Origin of the sequence: Methanobrevibacter thaueri (assembly GCF_003111625.1) — an archaeon.
GTDB lineage: Archaea > Methanobacteriota > Methanobacteria > Methanobacteriales > Methanobacteriaceae > Methanocatella > Methanocatella thaueri.
This window is the reverse complement of the sequence record NZ_MZGS01000022.1, coordinates 1-17,538: the sequence shown is the minus strand read 5'-3', so window position 1 is coordinate 17,538 and position 17,538 is coordinate 1. Positions and strand designations below refer to the sequence as shown.

The following is a 17,538-nucleotide window of genomic DNA, read 5'->3' as shown; positions in this document are numbered from 1 at the left end:
AATTCATAGAATTCTTCATGAGAGCCAGGCACTCTTGAATTAAGATACCCAAAGAATATTGGAAAACAAGTATATTGTTAACGGCAAATCTATACGAATTAATGAAAAAAATAAAAAATGTGAAGTAACTGCCGAAGCGAGTTACTTGATTGTTATTTTAACTTTCTTGGTGACCTTGTTGTAGTTTTTATTGCCTTTGTATGTCACTGTCGCTTTGTATTTGCCCTTTTTGGTGAGCTTTTTGATTTTGAAGGTGGCTTTACCCTTATTGTTGGTTTTGACAGTGATTGCCTTTTTGCCCTTGACTTTCAGGGTGACCTTCACCTTCTTCATGGCCTTGCCCACATTGCTTTTAAGGGTTACAGTGTACTTCTTGACCTTTTTGGACTTTTTGAACTTCTTGTTTTTGGCTGCCAGTTTTGGTGTTGCCTTTTTGACAGTCACCTTAACATCTTTTGTTGATTTGAAGTAGTTGCCGTTTCCCTTGAAGGCTATTTTAGCGGTGTAGACTTTAGGAACCAGACTGCCGACAGCCACCTTAATCTGACCCTTGGCATCGGTGGAGTATGTCCTAGCACCGTTTAAATCAACTGTCACAGAAGCTCCCTTAATAGGATTTCCACGGCTGTCTTTTAAGGTAATCACAAGATTCTTATTCACATTATAGACTGCAGTTACCGCACCCGCAGACAGTGAGGTGCCATCCTTTTTAACGGTGACTGTTGCGTTGGCATCTGACCCGTTATAGTCGTCGTTTCCCATAAAGACTATTCGGGCAGAATATGTGTTTGCCGCAAGACCCTTGAGAGGCACTTTTATGGTACCGTTCGAATCGGTAAAGTCATAGATTTTCTCGCCATTGAAATCAACAAGCAGGATCTGATTGGCCAGAGGGTTTCCGCACACGTCCTTCAATGTGATTGCCAAATCACCACCCGTGTTATAGATTACGGTTATTGAATCTGCAACCAGCTCTGTTTTGAGTTTGCTGACCGTGATGTTGGCAGTCTTTCTTACGGAATTGTGGTCTTCATCAGGTACCGTCATCACTTCCAGAGTGTGTGTGCCTACATTCAGGCCCGAAATCATAATTGAAAATCCTGAAACGCCAACATCTTCACCGTCAATCCTTGCGGTGATGCCTGTGGCTCCTTCAGCCGTTACGCTAAGGTTGAGCGAATCCCCATATTCCATGACCACATTGTCGATAATCAAAGTCGAATCGGCCCTGGTGATGACAATGGTGGCATTGCCTACGCTCACGTTTTCAAGCGCCGCATAGGATGCGCTGACGTTATACGCACTGTAGTCATCGAATGTATATATAGCCCACCAGGTTCCGTTGCCGGCATATACTGCAGCGACTGAATTGCCGTTTGAGATGATGAATTGTGGCACTTCAGACATGACTTCACCGTAGATGTTGGATTTGGCGGTGAGGTTCACTGTCCTGTTGTTGGCCTCAATTGAGGTCACGTTGATGTAATGCTCGACGTTTGTCACTATCCTTTCGGCCTTGGTGTAGTATGAATTCTCATCGTGGCGGGCAATAATCACATAATTGCCTGCAATGCTTTGATAGAGGACGACTGTGCCTTCGGCATCTGTGATTTTTACATCATCCAAAATAATCCTGTCATCAACAATGATTGCAACAGTTATGTTCTGGCCTGCCTCCCTGTTGGACCTGGCCGGAGAGGAGGTGCCTGTGTTTGCAACGATTCCGTCTGCGCCCAGATAGGTCACATTGGTGAATCGGATATCAGCACTGGAATAAATCGCATTGAGAAGGTTGTCATTTCCTGTGAAGATAATCGTGATGTTGTCATCATTTTTGATTATGTCAATGGCTTGCGCATCCGCCGTGTTTTCTAGGAAAGTTGAATCATGAACAAAATTATTCTCTGGAGTGTACTCAAAATAGAGTGCAGAACCGTTGGATGCAATATTGCCTGTGAAATTGCAGTAATGGACAGCTGCTCCCCCTGAGAAATAGGCGGCTCCGCCCATCAATGCTGTGTTGCCGGCGAAACTGCAATTGGTAGGATTGGCATATGCATCAAAGCAGATTGCGCCCCCGTGATTGGAAGCGGTGTTTGCGGTGAAGTTACACTCTTCCAGATCGCCTGAGTCAAAAAAGACCGCACCGCCATTTTCGGAGGCATTGTTTTTCTCAAAATTACAACCCATAACCATGCCTGAAAGAACCCATAAAGCCCCTCCACTGCGGCCGGTGTTGCAGGCAAAACTGGAGTCTCCTACAGACCCCAAAGCGGCAAAGAAAACGGCACCGCCATCACCGACAGCAGTGTTACCTGTGAAATTACAACCCATAAGCAATCCGTCATAAATCCGGGCAGCGCCCCCAACACCGGAAGCGGAGTTGTCGGTGAAATTACAGTCCATAATAATTCCTTCATTGCCTGCGTAAACCGCACCCCCATCACCGGAAACATTGTTGGAGGCGAAACTACAGTTTATAGCGTAGCCGGAAGTCTTGAAGTAAACAGCACCGCCCTTTAAAGCGGAGTTGCTGGTAAAATTACAATTCTCTGCACTGCATTCATCAGAAGCGAAATAGACAGCACCGCCATCGCCGATAGCATTGTTGCCTGCAAAATCACAGCGTTTTGCAACACTGTCTGGACTGCTGAAGTAAACGGCACCGCCCATTGAAGCGGAGTTGTTGGTAAAGTTACAGTTCTCCACACTGCCAGAACTGTGGAAGTAAATTGCTCCACCCTCACTATCATCACCAGTTGCTTGGTTGTTAGTAAAATTACAATTTTCAACACTAGCCGAATAAATCACAATAGCGCCGCCCAAGTTAGATGCATTGTTGTTAGTGAAATTACAATTTGTTACATTACATTGATTCCATGAGTAAACTGCACCGCCACTATCGGTTGCAGTGTTACCGGCAAAATTACAATTTGACACATTACCTGTTTCATCGAAGCAAACTGCACCGCCAAAATTAGCAGTGTTGCTAGTAAAATTACAATTTGTTACATTACATTGATTCCGGGAGTAAACTGCACCACCATAATATGTTGCATTGTTGTTAGTGAAATTACAATTTTCCACCGTACCTGTCAGGTCAAAGTAAATAGCGCCGCCAACTGCTGGAACAACTAATATATCCCTTGATGTTGCCTTGTTGTCGGTGAAATTACAATTTTTCACAGTACCAGACTGGCCGAAAGAAAGTGCACCGCCAGCATAAGCAGAGTCATTGACAAAATTACAATCCGTTACAATGCCCTCACCGCTAAAATAAATGGCACCGCCGATACCGGCATAGTTTGCATTCTTAATGGTCATGTTCTTAATCGTTACGCCGGAAGTGTTTACCTTGAATGCCCGAATGGCTGATCCTGCCATGTCAATTACCGCACCGTTACCATCAATTACACCTGAAGTACTAATTTCAATGGTATCGCCGTCGCCATCAACATAATAGTAATTGCCTTTAACTAAGTTTATATCTCCACCAGTGCCAATTTGATTTCTTAAGTCAGTATAATTGTATTCACCGGCACCTAATTCCTTAACATCATTATCTTCTAAAATAAGTTCTTGATCATTGCTTTGTTCAACTGCTTGAATTTCATCACTTACAATTATATCATCGATTTGTGCTATTTCTATTGCAGCTGTATCTTCATTGGACGCCAGTGCATCATCTGCATCGGCTGCATATATGCAGGACACGCTGAACAAGGCCAGAATAAGCATAGTTAGAATTAATATTCCCTTCTTCATATTTTCCCCATACAAAATATTTTTTGAATAAATTGTTAGAAACTATTAATTTTTAGTCAATTCATTCAAGATATGCTTAAAAGTTTATTCACAAATATATTTATATATAACTATAATATTTTTTTAGCAAAACTCTTTCTACAAAATTATTGCATACATTTAGCACATGGCACTGTGAAATTAATTCAACCGGCAACAAAAGTGTGAGCAGAATGAAAAATTGATTACTTTGAAAACAGAAAATAGTGAAAATATGAAACTGCCCTTTAAGCATTCAGATAGCTGGATGTAATCTGAAAAAATAAAAAAAGAAAAGTAACCGCCGAAGCAATTACTTTTTAACTTTAACAGTTACTTTTTTAGTGAGTTTGCCATATTTTGCTTGGTATTTAACCTTTTTACCGACTTTAAGCTTTTTCAAGACTGATTTTTTAATGGTGACCTTTGCAATACCTTTCTTATTGGTTTTTGCCTTGTAGGTTTTACCTTTGAACTTGAAAGTGATTTTTTTGCCTTTGATTAAGGTTTTGCCTTTTGTCAGTTTTGCGGTTAGTACAAGCTTTTTGGCGGATTTTTTGACTTTAACCTTTTTCAGGGTTAGCTTCAAATAGTTAAATACACATTTTAAATGGGTTCCTCCATAAATGTCCCTACCCTCAGATGCCTTATTGGCTGTGAATGTACATTTCACCGCTTTGGCACAGTGTGTTGTATCGCTGGAAGATGTCCTGAATGCATAAATTGCTCCACCTTTGCTTGCGGTGTTCTTGGTGAAATCACATCCGGTTATTGAATTTGAGTAGTATTTTGGGACTCCAGACTTCAGATCATGGCACTTGAAGTAGACTGCACCACCATATGTGGAAACCTTGTTGCCTGTGAATGTTGAGCCTGAAATGAACAAATCCTTATTTGCAAATACTGCTCCACCTTTCAATCCTCCGGAATTTGAAGTGAATTTGGATGATTTGATATCAATGTTTCCATATGCGTAAACTGCTCCACCGCCTGTTCCTTTAGCAACATTATTTGTGAAAACGCAATTGCTTATCTTTTCTGTCGCATATTGAAGGGTGAAGTTGTTCCTTATATAATCCATGAAATTATGGATACCAACGTCCATTGTTTCATTGATTAAATAGGGCAGGGCCCCCCTTATTGATAATGTGAAGATGGCTCCTCCGTCACCGTCAGCAATGTTCGCATTGAATTTGGAATTTTTGTATTCAAAAAGACCGATGGATCCTATTGCTCCACCACAATACTTTGCATAGTTGTTTGAAAATTCACAATTGTCAACTACAGCATTACCGAAATTAAATATTGCTCCTCCATAAAGGTCAGTGTGACCATTCTTGAACTTGATGTTCTTCAATGTGACTGTGTATGGATTGATTACCTTTCCATTTATGAGAAAAATTCGGGATTTTGACAATCCGTCCAGGGTATGTCCGTTACCGTCAATGGTCAGGTTCTTGTCGACTACAATACCCCTGGTGCTGAATCCTTCATCATAGGCATAATCCTTATCCAATGTGATTGTTGAGTCCTTGGCGGAGTTGTCAATCAGTCTTTGCAGAGCGGTGAATGTTCCATCGTCTTCACTTAGCAAGTCTTCTTGTGCGGACTCAATTAGACCATCATCTGCCTGTTCGACGATTTGAGGTTCTTCTTCCGCCGTAATTGTATCGTTTATATCGCTTGCGCTGACACAAACAATGCCAAATAAAAATATTAGTATACATAACGTTAAAAAACTCTTTTTGAATTTCATAAATAAACCCTATTTCTTTTTTTACTTAAAGATTTTTTACTCATTAATTAAATAGATTTCTAATATTTGAAATAAATTACATTACATAAAGTTTAAAAGTTTAATCAACCATAAATTAATAATAGTTAAAAGTTTATCTAACAAATGATTGATTCAAAGAGGTATTAGATGGGTGAAAGAAACGTTAACAAAGTTCTTGAAATAATTAGAAATGATTTCAAATCCGCATTCTCAAATCCTATTGTAACTATTATCTTAGTCGGATTGATTATATTGCCTTCCCTTTATGCGCTCATAAATATCGACGCCTGTTGGGATCCGTATGGAAACACCGGCCAGGTGGAATTTGCAATTGCAAATCTCGATAAGGGAGCAACATTTGATGGCAATAAGATTAATGTCGGAAATGAACTAGTGAAAGACTTAAAGGACAATGATAAATTCAAGTGGACCTTTGTAACGGAAGATGAGCTTCGTGATGGAGTTTACAAAGGCGATTATTATGCAGGTATCATAATACCGAAAAACCTGAGTAAAAATATTATCTCCATAACAGGAGATAACCCGAAACAGGCAAAACTTGAATATATAGTGAATATGAAAGCAAATCCTGTAGGGGCAAAACTGACCGATTCAGGTTCAAACGCCGTTTATAATGCATTGAATGCAAAGATTGTTGAGATTATCAACCTTGCCGCCTACGGCAAACTTGGAGAACTGCAAGAGGGACTTGCCTCCGGTGCAGATCAGTTGGCCAGTGGTGGAAATCAGCTCGCTGCAGGTTCGGCACAGGTAGCGTCAGGAGCCGACCAGGTGTCCTCAGGAGCCGACCAGGTTAAAGACGGAGCAAGCCAGGTTAAGGATGGAGCAAGTCAGGTACAAAAAGGAGCAAAAGATGTAAATAACGGTGCAGATGCCGTGCAAAAAGGTTCAACTGCAGTCAAAGACGGTGCAAGTAAAGTTGAACAGGGTTCTGAAGAAATCCAAAGTGCCATTGACCCATCATTAATCCCTGACGGACCTGTCAAAGATTATGTCAACGGAAATGTGGAGCTTGCAAACGGTAGTGGAGAAGTTGCCAATGGAGCTGGCAAGTTGGCTGACGGTTCAGTGGACCTGGCCAAAGGTTCCTCAAAACTTGCCAATGGTTCCAGCAAGGTTGCAGGCGGTGCAAGTGACTTGGCTGATGGTTCCGTGCAACTGGCAGAAGGTTCCCTTGCTTTAGCAGCAGGTTCTCAATTGCTTTCAAATGCAGCTACACAAGCATTGTTTGCCGCATCAGGCGCTCTTGGTGCATCTGCAGACAGCCTTGCAGACATAACAGGAATCAACGAAACAATACTTGGAGACTACTTCTACGCTCCTGTCAAATTGGACAGACATGAAATCTTCCCAACACCTGATTACGGATCACAGGTTTCCCCATTCTATCTTGTATTGTCCATGTGGGTTGGTGCATTAATCACTTGTGCAATGCTAAAACCAGGTACCAGTACAGGAACCAAATACACCCCTCTTGAAATGTACTTTGGTAAATCCGTGCTATTCTTAATAATGGGTCTGCTCCAATCTTGCGTTACAATAATCGGAGCCCACATTTTAGGCATCTACATTGCCAATGAGGCGATGTTCATACTGTCATGCCTAACCGTATCGGGAGTGTTCATGATTCTCGTATACTCATTGGTTTCCGCATTAGGAAACGTTGGAAAAGCGGTTGCAATTGTTCTTTTGGTTTTACAGATATCCGGAACCGGAGGAATATATCCTGTGGAAATTATGTCCCCAATTTTCAACATATTGAATCCATATCTGCCAATGACCTATGCAATCACACTGATTCGTGAAGCGCAATTAGGATTAATCTGGTCCAACTTCATACCAGCCCTAATCATCCTTTTCGCTTTGGGTATTGTTACTGTCATTGTTTCAATAATTATCAAGGAAAAAGCAGACAAAGCAACCCACTACTTTGAGAACAAGTTGGAAGAAAGTGGATTATTCTAGAAGTTGTTTTTCAACTTCTACCTTTCTTATTTTTTTTAAAGATACCTTTATATACCATCCAAATCATTATTTTGAACTACCTCGACTTTGTAGAAGTCGAGGATTCCTAGATTTGTTTTTTTGTGCCACTTGTTTATTTGGCGTTTTCTAGGCTATTCCCGTAGTCCCACCGGTTCAAAATATTAATGGCGGCGTTAATGTCACGATCTAGTGTTTCACCGCAGTTTGGACATTTCCATTTTCGTGTTTTCACATCTAATTCATGGTTGATGTTTCCGCAAAAATGACATTTTTTACTGGTATATTTTGCATCTACAAATACTACACCTTCTGCTTGAGGTTTGTGCCTAGCGAATTTGTCTTGTAGTTTAGTTATGAATTTTGTGAGTGGAAACACCATGTTTTGCTCGCCACCAATCAATATTTTAATTTTTGAGTAATTTTTCTCAAATACTATGGTATCATATTTTTTGACCATTTCTGTTGAAAGTTTCTCTATGTAATCGTCAAGTTTATTGGATCGTTGATGATACCATTTTAATAGTCTGATTTTCTGTTTTTTCCATTTTTTGCTTCCATTTGTGCATTTGGCCATTATCCGGTTGATTAATTTGACCATTTGGTTTTCATGGTCAATGTCAAAGTATTCCTTTTCCTCATCGCTTGTGACCAGCCAGCCGTTTACATTTGAATTAATATCACAACCTACATTTTTACCTGTTAGTTCCCATTCTTCTTCAGCAAAATCAATGTTGAATGTTGCAAAGTAGTCTATTCCATCAAAGGAGATTGTTACATTGTTGAATTTTGTATTTTTGTCGTTTAGTATTTGGAAGTATTCTTGGCTTGTGTGGAATTTTACTTTGCCATATTTTCTTAGAATCATTTTATTTTTTTGGATGATTCTAATGTCTTGTCTTATTGTTTGTCTGAATGCTAGTTTACTTGTTTTCTTTTTGTGAAAATGGGGTTTATTGAAGTGTGATGGATTTTTAAAGAAATTATCAAATGATGTAGCCAAGTCTCTTATTTCCTGTTGGAGACTTGTTGATTCTACATCCTCCAAATAAGGAAATTCTCTCTTGGCTTCATTTAGTAGTTTATTTAAGAAAGTAAATGTTGGTCTTAGGTTGGAATCTTTACTGTGCATTTTATTGTATTTGTCAAGAACGACATTATGGGCCTTGCGACAGCAACCAAAATTCCTATGAAACATATCCTTCTGCTCCTGAGTAGGATAAATCTTAACCTTAATTCCCTTTTTAACATCCACCATAACAAAAAACACCACACTATTAACCCATCTTCACATAATAGTACAATTTATGCTCCATTAATATATAAAGATACCCAGAGAGCATTTGAAAAGTAATATCGCCCACAAAAATCAACTAAAAAACGTTTAAAAAACAACAAGAAACATTAAATAAACACCCGTGAAATACAAATGAAACTACAAATTTTCCATTGTAAGTGATACATATCAAAAAAAATACAAAAATAAATGCCCCCAAAAAAAACTGAAAGTACACTGAATTACAAATACCCATACAAAAAAAATATTAAAATCAATTATCATGACAAATGAAACCCAATAAATAACAATTCACAAAAATTATACCCAACTTGCAATTCATCCACGACTTAAAGAAAACGAGGTATTCTTGCATTATTATGATAAAACACACACCATCTAACAACCAATGAAAAAATATATGAATATACGAATTATATAAATAAAGTGAAAGAGGATTTGAAAAGTAATTTTCAAATATATATTTGAAAAAAATGACTCTGTGTCTTTTTTGTGAAATTCATCTCCGACCTAAAAGAGGTCGGAGTATTCTTTCACTAATTTGATAAATAACCAATTTAAAGAGGTATCATAAATGTCAATATATGATTTCGAAGTAAAAGACGGCGACGGAAACCCTGTTTCATTAAGCCAATACAAAGACAAAGTACTTTTAATCGTCAACTCAGCAACAAAATGTGGTTTTACCCCACAATACACAGAATTAAACGAAATATACTCAGAATTCAATGAAAAAGGTTTTGAAATCCTTGACTTCCCATGCAACCAGTTCGGAGGACAGGCTCCTGGAACAACCGAAGAAATCACAGAAGTCTGCAGAAGCAAATGGTTGGTCCCATACACAATCTTCGACAAGATTGATGTCAACGGTGAAAATGCAGATCCGCTATTCGAATTCCTTAAAAACGAACAGCCATTTACAGACATCAAGGGTAAAGGAGCCACTGCCTTGAAATTGATGTTGAAAGCAAAAGACAGACATTACAAGGACAGCAATGACATAAAATGGAATTTCACCAAGTTTCTAGTTGACAGACAGGGAAATGTGGTTCGCAGGTTCGAACCGACTGAAGACCTGGGCGATGTTAAAAAAGCAATAGAAGAATTATTATAATTCTTCATTTTTTTAGAGGTAATCCAATGGAGAAATATGACATTATCATCATAGGAGCGGGTCCCGGAGGCCTGACCGCAGGGATTTATGCAGGCCGCCAGGGAACAAGGAATCTGATAATCGACCGTGACCTTGCCGGAGGATTGGGTCGTGAAGTGCCTGAAATGGAAAACTATCCGGGATTCGATAACGTTTCAGGCCTTGAACTGATTGAAAAGATGAAAGCGCAGGCCATCAGGAACTGCGACCTGCATGAGATGGAAGAGGTCACTGAAATAATCAAAACCGATGATGATGAATATCATTTTACCGTTAAAACATCCAAAGATGAATACAAAACAAAAACAGTGATTCTTGCAACCGGCAGTTCACACAGACACCTGAATGCAAAAGGCGAAGAGGAATTTAAAGGAAAAGGCGTGAGCTACTGCGCAACCTGTGACGGGTTCTTCTTCCAGGGAAGGGACATAGTCATGGTTGGCGGAGGAAACAGCGCCCTTCAGGAGGCACTATACCTTAATAATCTGGGTGCAAACGTCACTTTAATCCATAGAAGAGACGAGTTCAGAGCCCAGAAACACCTTCAGGACCAGATAAAAGAAGCGGGCATAAGCACAATCCTAAATGCCACTGTCGAGGAGATAAAAGGTGAAATGCTTGTTGAATCAGTTGTTCTGAAAGACACCCAAACCGGAGAGCTATCCGAACACCCAACCAGTGGGGTTTTCATAAGCGTCGGCTATATCCCGCATACAGAACTGGCAAAACAATTAGGCGTCGAACTGGACGAATCAGGCCACATCATCATAGACACCGATCAGAAAACAAACGTTGATTATGTATATGCAATAGGTGATGTTTGCGTTGGTTTAAAACAGTGGGTTGTAGCATGTGGAGAAGGTGCAGTGGCTGCAACTTCAGCATACCACGATTTAAGTTAATTATAACGTTCAGATAAGAACATATAGATGAAGAATGCTATAATTAAAACTACAAATACCGGCAATAACCACATAAATATTTTCAATAACAATACCGCTACGAATATAGCGATTATAATAAATATCAAATCTTGAAGTTCCATGTAATTCAAATATATTACTTTTAATATATAAATTATTGGTACTTTTTCTACTTTTTTTTATGAAAGATTTCATTTATTTTCACATATATTACTAAACTATAATAAATAAAAAAACCAAAAATAATATCAGTATATTTTAATGGAGTATAAAATGACAATATTAGTAATTAACAACAAGGGACAATACAACCATAGAATTCAAAGAAGTTTGCAATACCTCAATATTCCATCCGAATTGGTTTCAAACACTCTTTCAATAGAAGAGATCGAATCAAAAAACCCAATTGGATTGATTTTGGGAGGAGGACCTTCCCTTGAAGGCGCAGGCAACAGTGAGGAATACATCAAACACTTTGACATTCCGATTTTAGGAATTTGTCTTGGACACCAGTTAATTGCTAAGGCATACGGTGGAGAAGTCACCACTTCAGACACCGAAAGTTATGCTCAGGTTAAAATCAATATTGACAATGATGAAGGTTTATTTGAGGGACTTGCTCCTGAAATGGATGTCTGGTCATCACACAAGGATGAAGTGAAGACAATCCCTGAAGAATTTGAGATTCTCGCAAGTTCCACTTTATGCGACGTGGAATCCTTCAAGCATAAAGATAATGAGGTTTATGGAATCCAATTCCATCCTGAAGTTCATCATACTCCGAAAGGTGAAATAATATTTAAAAACTTTTATAAGATCTGTCAAAAATAGGTGTTAATTATGATTGATAATGCAGATGACTTAAGAGATAAGGCAAATGAATTTAAAGATGGTTTGAAAAAACAATACGTCAACATTCCAATCGGTGATGAGGAATATGGATTTAGAATATCCGGTATTGGTGCCAAATCAGTTAAATTAGAAAAATTTGTTAAATTTGATGATATCTTTGAAGCCATTGAATCAGGAAATGACAACGGCTTGGAAGCTATGATTAAACAGATTATTGAAGATTACGAAGAGGAAGAAGAGGAATAAAATGTTAAGTCCAAAGGAATTTATTGAAGACGCAGTTCAAAAAGTAAAAGACCAAATCGGTGATGAAAAAGCAATTATCGCATTATCCGGTGGAGTGGACAGTTCAGTATGTTCTGTTCTTGTTCAACAGGCTATCGGAGATAACTTAACCGCAATTTTCGTTGACCACGGTCTTTTAAGAGAAGGTGAAGTGGAACAAGTAACCGACACTTTTAAAGACAGGCTAAACTTTAAATTTGTTGATGCTTCAGATGAATTTATGGATGCCCTTGCAGGTGTGGATGACCCTGAAGAAAAAAGAAAAATCATCGGAAAAACATTCATTGAAGTCTTTGAAAGAGAAGCAATCAAATACGAAGCAAAATACCTGGTTCAAGGAACAATTGCTCCTGATTGGATTGAAACCAAAGGCCAAATCAAATCCCACCACAACCTGGTTCTTCCAAGTGGAATGGAATTAGAATTATGCGAACCAATCCGTGACCTATACAAGGATGAAGTAAGGGAAATCGGAGACGAATTAGGATTGCCTGCAACAACCGTTTACAGACAACCTTTCCCAGGACCTGGTCTTGGAGTACGTGTGGTTGGTGCGCTTACAAGAGAAAACGTTGAAATATGCAGAAAAGCAAACAAGATTGTTTGTGATGAAGTTGAGGCTGCTGGAATCGATAAGGAAGTATGGCAATACTTCGCTGTCCTAACCGATACCAAAGTTACCGGTGTCAAAGGAGACCAAAGAGACTTCGGATACCTTGTAGTGGTTAGAATAGTCAATTCAATTGATGCAATGACCGCATCAGTGGCAGAACTTCCTTGGGAAGTCGTGCAAACCATTTCAAAAAGAATCACTTCTGAAATTTCTGAAGTTACACACGTTGCACTCTCAATTAGTGACAAACCACCAGCAACTATCGAATTCTGTTAAATGCTATTTTAATTAATAGTATTTTTCTTTTTACTTTTTTTAGATTAACCATGAAAACCACAAAAAACGCTTATCTCGCCAAACTGACAGAACAAATCCAGATGAAATCCGTTGAGGTTGGAAAAAACCTTGAGGGAACAACACCACCGTCAGTGTTCATTGGAAGATGGTCCTATCCCAAAGTGTATGCCGGACCGATGATGAGCTCTCAAATGGGAGACACATCAATCATGGATTCCCCCGAATCCTGGATTGGAGAAAACAAGACACAGGATGAAATCATCAATTACAGAATGAACCTCGTCAGGGGAAAACAGCTGATTAAGATTGATGATTTGGAAAATCCCTTTGTCGAAAAGCTCCAGGACATTTCACTTGCATCCAAATCAATAGACAGCGAAGCGACATTCAAGAAAAGGCCAAGAGGATCAATGTTAACAGAGGACAGCATGCCCCATGGTCCAAGCGCAACCATTGAGAAATTTGACATCGATGCAGTTAGATGGGACAGGCAGCTTGAAAAAACATTCTATGACACTGACCTTAAGGCCGTTGATGCAGTTGTGAACCTCCACAACAAGGACGTTCCATTCACTGCAATGCAAAAAGCGTTTTCAGTTGGAGCCATTGGAGTTAAAAGTAACCGTAAACTGGTTCCGACACGCTGGTCCATCACAGCATGCGACTCCACACTTGCCGATGAGTTTTTAAAAGAAGTGAGAAAATTTGAAATCCTTGACACATACAGGGTTTATGAATTCGGTGCATTGAACAATTACTATATAATTATCCTAACCCCAACAGAATGGCAATACGAATGGTATGAGGCATTCATCAAATTGATGAAAAATGAAGAGTTGATATTTTCAGATTATGAAACCAACGGCGGCAAAAAAGAGTATTCCATTGTTGGAGGATGCTATTATACTGCAAAAATGGCGGTTTTGGATCATCTATTGAAAATCAAAAAACAGTCAGGACTGCTGATTTTAAGGGAAGCCTATGACGGATACGTTCCATTGGGCGTGTTTAACGTGAGGGAAAACATCAAGGAGGCAATGATGCTGCCTTACCTTGAGTTCGAGACCCTTCAGGATGCCCTTAAATACAGCGGCACAAAATTAAGGATACCTATTAGCAGATATGTAAAACAGGGAACCTTGCTTAATGAAATGCTTCACACAAAGCAGACCACCCTGGACATGTACTTTAAAAGTGAGAATAATGTTTAGATTTAAAAGACCAAGCCGGAAAACATTGGACATTATGTCTGAAGTGGCAAAAGGAAATGTTGATAAGAACTTTGAGGAAAGCTGCATTGCCAAAATTAGGGACTTGACAACAAAGGAACATGTCAAGATGACATCAAGCGGCAACAACAGTATTTTTATTGCCCTTTCAGCAATCACTGGAGACATCATCATTCCGGATCAGGGCGGATGGCACGGATTCAAGCAGATTGCCAAGTTTTTAGACAGGAACATTGTCACCTTAAAAACAGACGCGGGGCTAATCAATACCGATTATCTGGATGAGCTTGAAATCAGTGAGGGTTCCGCATTGATATTCACAAGTTTTGCAGGATACACCGCCGAGCAGGACATCAGGTCAATTGTAAGCTACTGCAAAGACAACAGCATAACAACAATTGAGGATGCATCAGCAGGCATCGGTGACAGTGAAAACAGATTGGGATGCAGGTCCGACATAATTCTTGCATCAACAGGTTCGCCAAAAATCATCAATGTCGGAAGCGGAGGATTCATAGCGACCGATGACGATGATGTTTTCAAGCGAACATCACTGCCTCAAAAATTAAGCAAAACTACTGAAATTATATGTAGTGGTATAGATAATGAAATTGATAATGTTAGTAAAAACCTACAAGTTTCATTAAATGCAACAGAGCATGTAAAAAAACACATACCCAATACATTGCACGCAGATAAAAGGGGAATAAATGTAATTATCCCACATGAAAATTCAAAATCAATATGTTGGGACTTGAAGAAGACATTGACCACTGACAAAAGCGGAATTATAACAACCTGCCCCAACTATAACCGTGTAAAACAAAAAGCAATATGCATAGAAATCAAGAACCTTGACTATGCCTGCCTAGAAAAAGAAAACCTGGACATAATAATCGATGAGGTCAATAGTCTACTGTAAGTTTTGTAATCCTGTCTATGATTACCTCTTCAATGGACATGTTCTCGATTTCAACATCACCGATATTGTAGATTTCCATCAGTCTGGAACTGTCGGCTTCCAAAACACTGTCGTCACGAGTGAAGATGTCGGACAGTTCAACGGAATAATCATCACAATCAATTAAGACCGCACAAAGATTCATCTGACCTTCCTTTAGACCCAACAAATCAAAAGCCTTTGAGATTTGCCTTTGGGCAGAACACCTTAATACTATTTCCACACTGATGTCCTTTGCCAGATTTTCCCCACGCTCAAATGCCAAAAACGCCTGATTGACGCCGTGTATAATGTGATTGGAAGAAGCGATTGAATCCGCATTTAAAAGCTGAATGATCTCATCATCCCTTTTGATGGAATTGACCCTGTCAAGAGTGCTCCCAACGGAATCTATGCAAGCAGTGAACCCTAATATTTGAATGTTATCCAAATTCATATTAATCCCTTAACAACCTGTTAACACCTGCGATGTATGCCTTTACACTGGCATTGATAATGTCTGCTTCGGTACCTCTGGCGGAAACAACCTTATCTTCCTTTTGAAGTTTGATGATTACATCAATGAACGCATCGGTACCTCCTGTGATAGAGTCTACGTGATACTCGATTAGGTCAATGTCCTTGAATGCATCCACAGACTTAAGGGCATTGATTGCCGCATCCACCGGACCCAAACCAACGCCGGCGTTTAAAATCTCAACATCATCAACAGTGATTTTAACCGAAGCGGTAGGCATGACCTTATTTCCTGAAACGATTGTCAGCTCATCAAGTTTGATTCTGTCCTCATGGTTGATTTGCAAGACATTATCGGCAATTACCTGCAAGTCCACGTCAGTGACGGTCTTGCCCTTATCCGCCAACTCCTTGATGTCATCACAAATCTGCTTAAGTTGAATATCATCTACATTCAAGCCCAATTCCTTCAATCTGTTGTCAAGGCCATGTGTGCCCATATGCTTTCCAATGATGAACTTGCGTTTACGACCAACCAGTTCTGGGGTTATTGCCTCGTAAGTAGCGGAGTTCTTAATGACTCCATCAGAATGAATTCCTGATTCATGAGCAAAAGCATTCTCACCGACAATTGCCTTGTTAGGCTGAATATAAACACCTGTGGACCTTGCAACCAGCTTGGAAATATCATAAATCTGATCTATTTTGACATTGGTTGAGAATTGAGGAAGCAATCTGTTAATGCTGACAACACACTCTTCAAATGATGTGTTTCCCGCCCTTTCACCAATACCGTTGATTGTAGTGTGTATTTCACTTGCGCCACCCTTAAGGGCAGCTAATGTATTGGCAACCGCAAGGCCGAAATCATTATGGCAATGACAGGCTATCGGAACGGAGAAATCGTTGAGTTTGGAAAACAGATCCAGTGACGAATCCGGTGTGAGAATACCTACAGTATCGCAAACACAAATCCTGTCAGCGCCATGGTCTATGGCATTTGAATAGACCTTCCTCAAGAAATCGACATTGCTTCTGGAAGCGTCCTCGGCTGATAACTCCACGACCAAACCATGATCCTTACAATAGTCTACTGCATCATTAGACAAGTCTATAAGCTCATCACATGAAATGTTCAACTTATCATGAATATGCAATTCGGAAGTTGGAACAACAAGATTGACCCCATCCACATCACAATCAAGGCAATAATCAATGTCAACGGTTAACGGTCTTGAGAAACTTAAGATTTCAGCGCCAAAACCTTGTGAGGTAATCTCTTTAATGGACGCCCTTTCACCTTCAGAAGTAATTGCGGAACCTGCTTCAATATATTCCACACCAATCTCATCAAGTTTAGTAGCAATCCTTAATTTTTCTAAGGAAGTTAATGAAACGCCAGGAGTCTGTTCTCCATCTCTCAAAGTTGTATCCAAAACCTTAATATTCATAAAAATCACCAAAATAATGCAATAGGGCTCTTAAGTAATATAAAAAACAGTTAAAAAAAAATAGAAGTGAATAATTGTAATAGAGAAAGCTTGCAGCGAAATGAAATTCCCATAGAAAACCATAGTACACAAACAAAACACAAAAGGACTTCACTACTGGGATCGAAACGAGACCAGGTATAACCCCCATGCTATGACCGCAATACTTACCTATTACATATGAGTATGAAAAATAAATTATAATTAGTGCAACTTTCACCCTTACTGTTAACACCTAACCAAATTATTATTAGACTACATATTACTTGAATCAGTTCAATATATCTAGTCTACTAACAATTAAAATAATGCAAGCGAACAGTTGGAAGCAGCGGACTCAACAACTCGGAAAAAAAACCTCGAAGCTTACATCCCTACCCCATCAAACAAGTCTTCTACTCGCGTCCTAAGCAATCTA

13 protein-coding genes and 2 rRNA genes are annotated in these 17,538 nt (G+C 39.4%); 8 read left to right on the top strand and 7 right to left on the bottom strand.

Annotated features, from left to right (window positions below):
* Positions 1-141: 141 nt before the first annotated feature.
* Positions 142-3,765 carry a right-handed parallel beta-helix repeat-containing protein gene (locus MBBTH_RS05610; protein ID WP_116592082.1) on the bottom strand — a complete coding sequence of 1,208 codons (3,624 nt, stop codon included), beginning with the start codon at positions 3,763-3,765 and terminating at the stop codon, positions 142-144.
* A 331-nt stretch (positions 3,766-4,096) separates the two neighbouring features.
* Positions 4,097-5,539 (bottom strand): pectate lyase-like adhesive domain-containing protein, encoded by a 1,443-nt coding sequence (locus MBBTH_RS05605; RefSeq protein ID WP_116592081.1) that lies wholly within the window; start codon positions 5,537-5,539, stop codon positions 4,097-4,099.
* Positions 5,540-5,707: 168 nt separating this feature from the next.
* Here MBBTH_RS05605 and MBBTH_RS05600 point away from each other — a divergent pair, with 168 nt between their 5' ends.
* A complete protein-coding gene (locus tag MBBTH_RS05600) occupies positions 5,708-7,546 on the top strand; it encodes a YhgE/Pip domain-containing protein (protein ID WP_116592080.1) in 1,839 nt (612 codons plus the stop codon).
* A gap of 133 nt (positions 7,547-7,679) precedes the next feature.
* Here MBBTH_RS05600 and MBBTH_RS05595 read toward each other — a convergent pair whose 3' ends face one another.
* On the bottom strand, positions 7,680-8,822 hold the full coding sequence (locus MBBTH_RS05595) for an RNA-guided endonuclease InsQ/TnpB family protein (RefSeq protein WP_116592079.1): 1,143 nt from the start codon (positions 8,820-8,822) through the stop codon (positions 7,680-7,682).
* A 613-nt stretch (positions 8,823-9,435) separates the two neighbouring features.
* Between MBBTH_RS05595 and MBBTH_RS05590 the strand changes: the two genes are divergently transcribed.
* The 7 genes from MBBTH_RS05590 to MBBTH_RS05555 all read left to right on the top strand — a co-directional run bounded on the left by MBBTH_RS05590 (position 9,436) and on the right by MBBTH_RS05555 (position 15,135).
* Positions 9,436-9,975 carry a glutathione peroxidase gene (locus tag MBBTH_RS05590; protein WP_116592078.1) on the top strand — a complete coding sequence of 180 codons (540 nt, stop codon included), beginning with the start codon at positions 9,436-9,438 and terminating at the stop codon, positions 9,973-9,975.
* A gap of 26 nt (positions 9,976-10,001) precedes the next feature.
* Positions 10,002-10,916: a thioredoxin-disulfide reductase gene (trxB, locus tag MBBTH_RS05585; RefSeq protein WP_116592077.1), complete on the top strand. Its 915-nt coding sequence runs from the start codon at positions 10,002-10,004 to the stop codon at positions 10,914-10,916.
* 294 nt (positions 10,917-11,210) lie between these two features.
* Entirely contained in the window at positions 11,211-11,768 is a 558-nt protein-coding gene (locus tag MBBTH_RS05575) for a GMP synthase subunit A (RefSeq protein WP_116592075.1), read from the top strand.
* 9 nt (positions 11,769-11,777) lie between these two features.
* Positions 11,778-12,035, top strand: coding sequence for a hypothetical protein (locus MBBTH_RS05570; RefSeq protein ID WP_116592074.1), 258 nt, complete (start codon positions 11,778-11,780; stop codon positions 12,033-12,035).
* A gap of 1 nt (position 12,036) precedes the next feature.
* Entirely contained in the window at positions 12,037-12,963 is a 927-nt protein-coding gene (guaA, locus tag MBBTH_RS05565) for a glutamine-hydrolyzing GMP synthase (protein WP_116592073.1), read from the top strand.
* Positions 12,964-13,013: 50 nt separating this feature from the next.
* The gene (locus MBBTH_RS05560; RefSeq protein ID WP_116592072.1) at positions 13,014-14,195 is read left to right on the top strand and encodes an Nre family DNA repair protein; all 1,182 of its coding nucleotides are present in this window, start codon (positions 13,014-13,016) and stop codon (positions 14,193-14,195) included.
* Complete coding sequence (locus tag MBBTH_RS05555; RefSeq protein ID WP_243409711.1) at positions 14,188-15,135, top strand: DegT/DnrJ/EryC1/StrS family aminotransferase; 948 nt, start codon at positions 14,188-14,190, stop codon at positions 15,133-15,135. The genes MBBTH_RS05560 and MBBTH_RS05555 overlap by 8 nt, the downstream gene beginning before the upstream one ends.
* Here MBBTH_RS05555 and cgi121 read toward each other — a convergent pair.
* From cgi121 to MBBTH_RS10990, 4 genes are all read right to left on the bottom strand, one after another.
* Positions 15,119-15,610, bottom strand: coding sequence for a KEOPS complex subunit Cgi121 (gene cgi121 / locus MBBTH_RS05550; protein ID WP_116592071.1), 492 nt, complete (start codon positions 15,608-15,610; stop codon positions 15,119-15,121). The two genes, MBBTH_RS05555 and cgi121, sit on opposite strands and share 17 nt — an antisense overlap.
* A gap of 1 nt (position 15,611) precedes the next feature.
* A complete protein-coding gene (locus MBBTH_RS05545) occupies positions 15,612-17,081 on the bottom strand; it encodes a 2-isopropylmalate synthase (protein ID WP_116592070.1) in 1,470 nt (489 codons plus the stop codon).
* Between the two features lie 87 nt (positions 17,082-17,168).
* A 5S ribosomal RNA gene (gene rrf / locus MBBTH_RS05540) occupies positions 17,169-17,286 on the bottom strand.
* A 136-nt stretch (positions 17,287-17,422) separates the two neighbouring features.
* Positions 17,423-17,538 (bottom strand): 23S ribosomal RNA (locus MBBTH_RS10990); the annotation flags it as partial.